Source organism: Kitasatospora sp. GP30 (genome assembly GCF_029892145.1).
In the GTDB taxonomy this organism is placed as follows: Bacteria; Actinomycetota; Actinomycetes; order Streptomycetales; family Streptomycetaceae; genus Kitasatospora; species Kitasatospora acidiphila.
Genome location: NZ_JARZAH010000088.1, coordinates 1 through 5172 on the forward strand (window position 1 = coordinate 1; position 5172 = coordinate 5172).

6 protein-coding genes are annotated in these 5172 nt (G+C 72.2%); 3 read left to right on the forward strand and 3 right to left on the reverse strand.

The window, feature by feature from the left end; translation table 11 throughout:
• Positions 1-339 precede the first annotated feature (339 nt).
• Complete coding sequence (locus P3T35_RS40125; protein WP_101381563.1) at positions 340-1344, reverse strand: stage II sporulation protein M; 1005 nt, start codon at positions 1342-1344, stop codon at positions 340-342.
• A gap of 185 nt (positions 1345-1529) precedes the next feature.
• Between P3T35_RS40125 and P3T35_RS40130 the strand changes: the two genes are divergently transcribed.
• Positions 1530-2621 (forward strand): RDD family protein, encoded by a 1092-nt coding sequence (locus tag P3T35_RS40130; RefSeq protein WP_101381562.1) that lies wholly within the window; start codon positions 1530-1532, stop codon positions 2619-2621.
• Positions 2622-2633: 12 nt separating this feature from the next.
• Here P3T35_RS40130 and P3T35_RS40135 read toward each other — a convergent pair whose 3' ends face one another.
• Entirely contained in the window at positions 2634-3263 is a 630-nt protein-coding gene (locus P3T35_RS40135; RefSeq protein WP_101381561.1) for a hypothetical protein, read from the reverse strand.
• A 94-nt stretch (positions 3264-3357) separates the two neighbouring features.
• Here P3T35_RS40135 and P3T35_RS40140 point away from each other — a divergent pair, with 94 nt between their 5' ends.
• Both P3T35_RS40140 and P3T35_RS40145 read left to right on the forward strand, forming a co-directional pair.
• Positions 3358-3873, forward strand: a complete 516-nt coding sequence (locus P3T35_RS40140) for a SigE family RNA polymerase sigma factor (RefSeq protein WP_101381560.1) — start codon at positions 3358-3360, stop codon at positions 3871-3873.
• The gene (locus tag P3T35_RS40145) at positions 3873-5009 is read left to right on the forward strand and encodes a hypothetical protein (RefSeq protein WP_143676867.1); all 1137 of its coding nucleotides are present in this window, start codon (positions 3873-3875) and stop codon (positions 5007-5009) included. The genes P3T35_RS40140 and P3T35_RS40145 overlap by 1 nt, the downstream gene beginning before the upstream one ends.
• Positions 5010-5081: 72 nt before the next feature.
• On the opposite strand, the gene P3T35_RS40150 is transcribed toward P3T35_RS40145, so the two are convergent.
• A partial coding sequence (locus P3T35_RS40150) for an adenosylhomocysteinase (RefSeq protein ID WP_280707407.1) occupies positions 5082-5172 on the reverse strand: 91 nt, incomplete at its 5' end.

Below are 5172 nucleotides of genomic sequence, written 5' to 3' on the forward strand. Positions count from 1 at the left end.
CGTTGACTTTTGGCACGCTGTTGAGTTCTCAAGGAACGGACGCTTCCTTCGAATTCGCTTCCGCGTTTTCTCCGGGCGCTTCGTTCTTTCGTGTTCTCAGCTTATCAGATGCTTTCCGTACCGTTTACCGGCCGTTTTCCCATCCGAATTTCCCGCTGAGGGAGGAGGCTTGCCGGGCCGCATCCTGCTGGATGCCTCTCCTCGGCCTGCCGTGTCGTAGACACTACGCCTGGTCCGGTCTGTTGTCCAGCCCGTCCCAACCGTTCGAATCTACTAGCCGAGCAGTTCCGTGTCAACGGTTCTGACGGCGTGCAGAGAAGACTACCAGCTCGGGAGGGGTCAGCCCGCCACCGGCTGGAGGTCGCCGCGGTCGGCCGCCTCCAGGTCGCCGATCTCGCCGGCGGCGGCCGCGCGACGGCCCAGGACCAGGGCGTAGAGCAGGAAGAGCAGCTCGGCCAGGGCGCCGATCCCGATCCGGGCCCAGGTGGGCAGCCCGGAGGGAGTCACGAAGGCTTCGAGGCAGCCGCTCACCAGCAGCACGGCGGCCAGGCCGATCGCCATGCCGATCACCGCGCGCCCTTCCTCCGCGAGGGCGGCGGAGCGGGTGCGCGGGCCCGGATCGATCACCGTCCAGCCCAGGCGCAGGCCCAGGCCGGCCGCGACGAAGACCGCGGTGAGCTCCAGCAGGCCGTGCGGCAGCAGCAGGCCGAGGAAGAGGTCGAGGCGCCCGGCGGATGCCATCAGGCCCAGACCGATACCGAGGTTGAGGATGTTCCCGGCGAGCACCCAGAGCACCGGCAGCCCCAGGAACACCCCGAACACCAGGCACATCGCGGCGACCCGGGCGTTGTTCGTCCACACCTGGGCGGCGAACGAGCTGGCCGGGCGGTCGGTGTAGTAGGTCTCGTACTCGCCGCCGGGGCGGGTCATCTGGCGCAGTTCGGCGGGGGTGGCCAGGCTGTCGCGGACCTCGGGGTGGGTGGCCACCCACCAGGCGATCAGTGCGGCGGCGAGCAGCGAGACCACGGCTATCGGCACCCACCAGCGGCGCGAGCGGTAGAGCGCGGCGGGGAAACCCACCGTGAAGTAGCGCGCGGCGTCCCGCCAGCCGGCCGAGCGACTGCCGGTGACGGCGTTGCGGGCGCGGGCGACGAGGGTGGTCAGCCGCCCCACCAGGGCCGGGTCGGGCGCCGTGGCCTGGACCCGGGCGAGGTGGCCGGTGGCCCGCTGGTAGAGCAGCACCAGTTCGTCCGTCTCCTCGCCGCTGAGCCGCCGACGCTTGGTCAGGGCCTCCAGCCGGGCCCACTGCGCCTGATGGGCGGCGACGAAGACGTCCAGGTCCATGGGCGGGCTCACTCCAGATCACGGCGGGCGGTGACGGCAGGGGTCAGCTTGCCAGACCGGCCGGGCCGGGGACGGCCCTTCCCGGCCTCCGGGTGGCCCCGTATGTTGGGCGCGGACATCGGGGGGCGGGCCCAGCGGCGCGGCCTCCCGAGCGGCGGCGAGTTCGAAGCGGACGGGCGGGTTCAGTGAGCGACCTGGTGACGGGTGAGGCCGTGGTTCTCGGCCTGCGGACGGCCAAGCTGCCGAGCAGGGCGCTGGCGGTGCTCATCGACCTGGCGGTCGAGGTCGGGGGGTTCTTCCTGACCACGCTGGTGCTGCTGACCGTACTGACCGACCTGGACGATGCGGCGGCGGCCGCCCTGGTGGTCTGCCTGATGGTGCTCTTCCTGGTCGCCGTGCCGGTGGCGGTGGAGACGCTGAGCCGGGGGCGGTCGCTGGGGAAGCTCGCGATGGGGTTGCGGGTGGTGCGGCTGGACGGTGGGCCGATCCGGTTCCGGCACGCCTTGGTCCGGGGCCTCGTCGGCACGATCGAGATCATGACGCTGAGCGGCGTGCCGGCCGCCATCTGCTCGCTGATCTCGTCGGACGGGCGTCGGCTCGGTGACATCTTCGGCGGCACCCTGGTGGTGCGGGAGCGGGTGCCCGCTGCCCGCGCCGGGGTACCGGCGGTGACCGCGCCGCCGCAGCTGCTGGCCGCGGTGGGGAACGACCTGGTCCGCCTGGACCTGTCCGCGGTGCCCCCGGGACTGTGGTTGGCGATCCGCCAACTCCTGGGCCGGGCTGGGCAGTTGGATGAGGCAGTGGCGCTGCGGATGGCGCACCAGCTGGCCGGCGACCTGGCTTCCCGGGTGCACTGGCCGGTGCCACCGGGCCTGCATCCGGCGCTCTACCTGAGCGCGGTGCTGACCGAGCGCCGGCGCCGGGACTGGCAGCGGACGGCGGGAGCCTTCGCGGCGAACGCGATGCCGCCCGGGGGCACCGCCCAGCCGCCAGGCTGGGGGGCGCCGGCTCATCCGATGACGCCCGCGATGCCGCCGGGAGTGCCGATGCCGGGGATGCCCGCCGCGCCGATGCCCTCGGCACCCGTCATGCCCGCGCCCCTGATGCCGACAACACCGGTGTCCGCACCGGTGTCCGCACCGGTGTCCGCACCGGTGTCCGCACCGGTGTCCGCACCGGTGTCCGCACCGGTGTCCGCACCGGTGTCCGCACCCCCCACCGCGACCACGCCCGCCGCCGGCGGCAGCAGCGGCGCGGGCTTCGCGCTCCCCGGCTGATCGTCAGTCGAGTCAGTCGACGTCCCGCCAGGCGTTCGGCGGCGATTCCAGCTCCTCCAGCTCGATGCCGGGCGCGGCGAGCAGCACGTCCCCCGCCAGGTGGACCTCGCGCTGCTCGCCGGTCTCCAGGTCCGCCACCTGGTAGTGCTCCACCCGCAGCGGCCCGCTGTCCGTGGGGTGGTCCTCGACGGAGCGCAGCGTCCAGCCCTGGTCGAAGGTGCGTGGAGCCAGCGCCGCCCCGGTGAAGGAGACCAGGCGCACCCGGGCGGCGGCCCCCTCGTCGAGGCGGAGCAGTCGCGCGGTGGCGATCAGGAACGCCGGTGAGTCGCCGCTGAAGCCGTGCGCCCGGTCGTGGCCCTCGGTGGCGGTCGCACCGGTCGGGTCGGTGGCGGCGGTGCGGACCCAGGCGACACCGTCCACCGCTCCCCCGCGCACCTGCCAGCCGCCGGCCCGCAGTTCCATGCGCAGCGGGCGGCTGCGCGAGTCCAGGGTGAGGTCGACGCTGCCCAGCAGGTTGCCGTCCAGGGCGTAGCTTTTGGCGACGTAGCGCCAGCCGGCCGGGCCGGGGGCGCAGCTGAACCGCTCCTCGCCGAGGAGGGTGTGGTCGTGCGGGTCGTGGAGCGAGTAGCGGCCGTTCGGCATGACTCGACAGCCTACGTGCAACCTCCGGACGGCCCGGGTGCATCAGGGGGTCGGACGGTGCGTGGAGCGCTGCCGACGAGAGGAGTGGCCGTCGATGGCCAAAGCGGAGCGGGACGCCGAGTTCACCGAATTCGTGTCCTCCCGGGCGGCGTGGCTGCGCAAGGTCGCGTTCCTGCTGTGCGGGGACTGGCACCGCGCAGACGATCTGGTGCAGGAGACCATCACCCGGCTCTACACGTCGTGGGGGCGGGTCCGGCGCGCGGACAACATGGACGGCTATGCCCGGCGGACCCTGGTGAACGTCTTCCTGTCCGAGCAGCGGCGCGGCTGGCACCGGTTCACCAGCAGCCGGGAGACGGTGGAGGAGGAGATGGCGGTCGATCTCGATCTCGCCCGCGACCTCGATCTGCGGCACGCACTGGCCGCGCTCCCGGCCAGGCAGCGGGCCACCGTGGTGCTGCGCTACTACTGCGACCTCTCGGTGGAGCAGACCGCCGAGGCGCTGGAGTGCTCCACCGGCAATGTGAAGAGCCAGTCCTCGCGGGGGCTGAGCACACTGCGTCAGTTGCTGACGATCCGTTCGAACGTGCCTGTGGAGGGGCTGACGTGATGCCCGAGGATATGCCCGAACTGATGGAGCAGCTGAGCGAGTTGGCGGAGACGGGGGTCCCGGGCAGCCGGGTGGACACGGAGCTGGCGATCCGCGTCGGGCACGGTCGGCGCCGCCGGCGGCGGTTCGCGATGACCACAGCGGCCGCGGTGCTGGCGCTGGGGGTGGGCGGGCTGGCCGCACTGCCCGCGGTGGGGCACGGCAACCAGGTCGCTCCGGCGATGTCGGCCAGTGAGCCGGTCACGGACACCGCGCCGGCCACCCCGGTGAACCCGTATTTCGCGGCCGCCTCCATGCCGGCCGACAGTACGGACCCGAAGCAGTATGTGCCGGCGCTGGGCAGCGATCCATTGGTGGTGGAGGCCGGTTTCGGCTGGTTGCCGAGCTGGGCGGTCAACTGGGGCGGCCGGAGCGACTACCAGAGCAGCTACTGGGGGGGCGTCTTCACCTCGGTGACCGGCAGGACCTTCACCACGCCGGGCGGGATCGTCAAGACACCCAGCATGGCGCTCAGGCTCTACCCTGCTGGGGCCACCCCAGCGCCGGCGGCCAACGGTCTGCCGGAGGAGCTGAGGCCGGCCGACCCGGTCAACGGACGCGAGGCGTTCTGGATGACCAGCTCGACCCCGAGCGCGGATGTGCGGCTGCAGTGGATGACCGACACCGGCCGCTGGGCCGAGTTGGACGGGTACGAGCTGCCGGACACGGACCCGCAGGCGACCCTGCACCAGGTGGCCGACAGTGTGCGGCCGTCCGCGGCGCAGATCCCGCTGCCGGTCTGGCTCTCGGATCTGCCGCCCGCCTTCAAGCTCTCGGGCTCCCTGCTGATGCAACCGAACCAGGGCACCAAGGACCCCTGGTCACTTCAACTCGTCTTCACGAACGGGGACGGCGACATCACGGCCATGATCCGGCCGATTCCACCGGACGGGGCGTCGCCGACTCCCTCAGCCGACTCCACCCCGACTGCGCCGTCCGGCCAGGCCTGCCACGCCGGAAACGGCGTGCAGATCTGCCTCACCGCGCACCAGGCGGACCAGATGATGGCCGAGGTCGGCACGGACGCCAACCTGCTGGCCCACTTCCACCTGCTCGGCTCCGACCCGCGCACCTGGACCACCTGGGTGCAGCGCTGACCGCCTGGCCCGAAACGGCCGATGGGCCGGCGCACCACGCGGTGCGCCGGCCCATCGATCACTGATGGTGCGTCAGTAGCGGTACTGCTCCGCCTTGTACGGGCCCTCGACCGGGACGCCGATGTAGTCGGCCTGCTCCTGGGTCAGGGTGGTGAGCTTGACG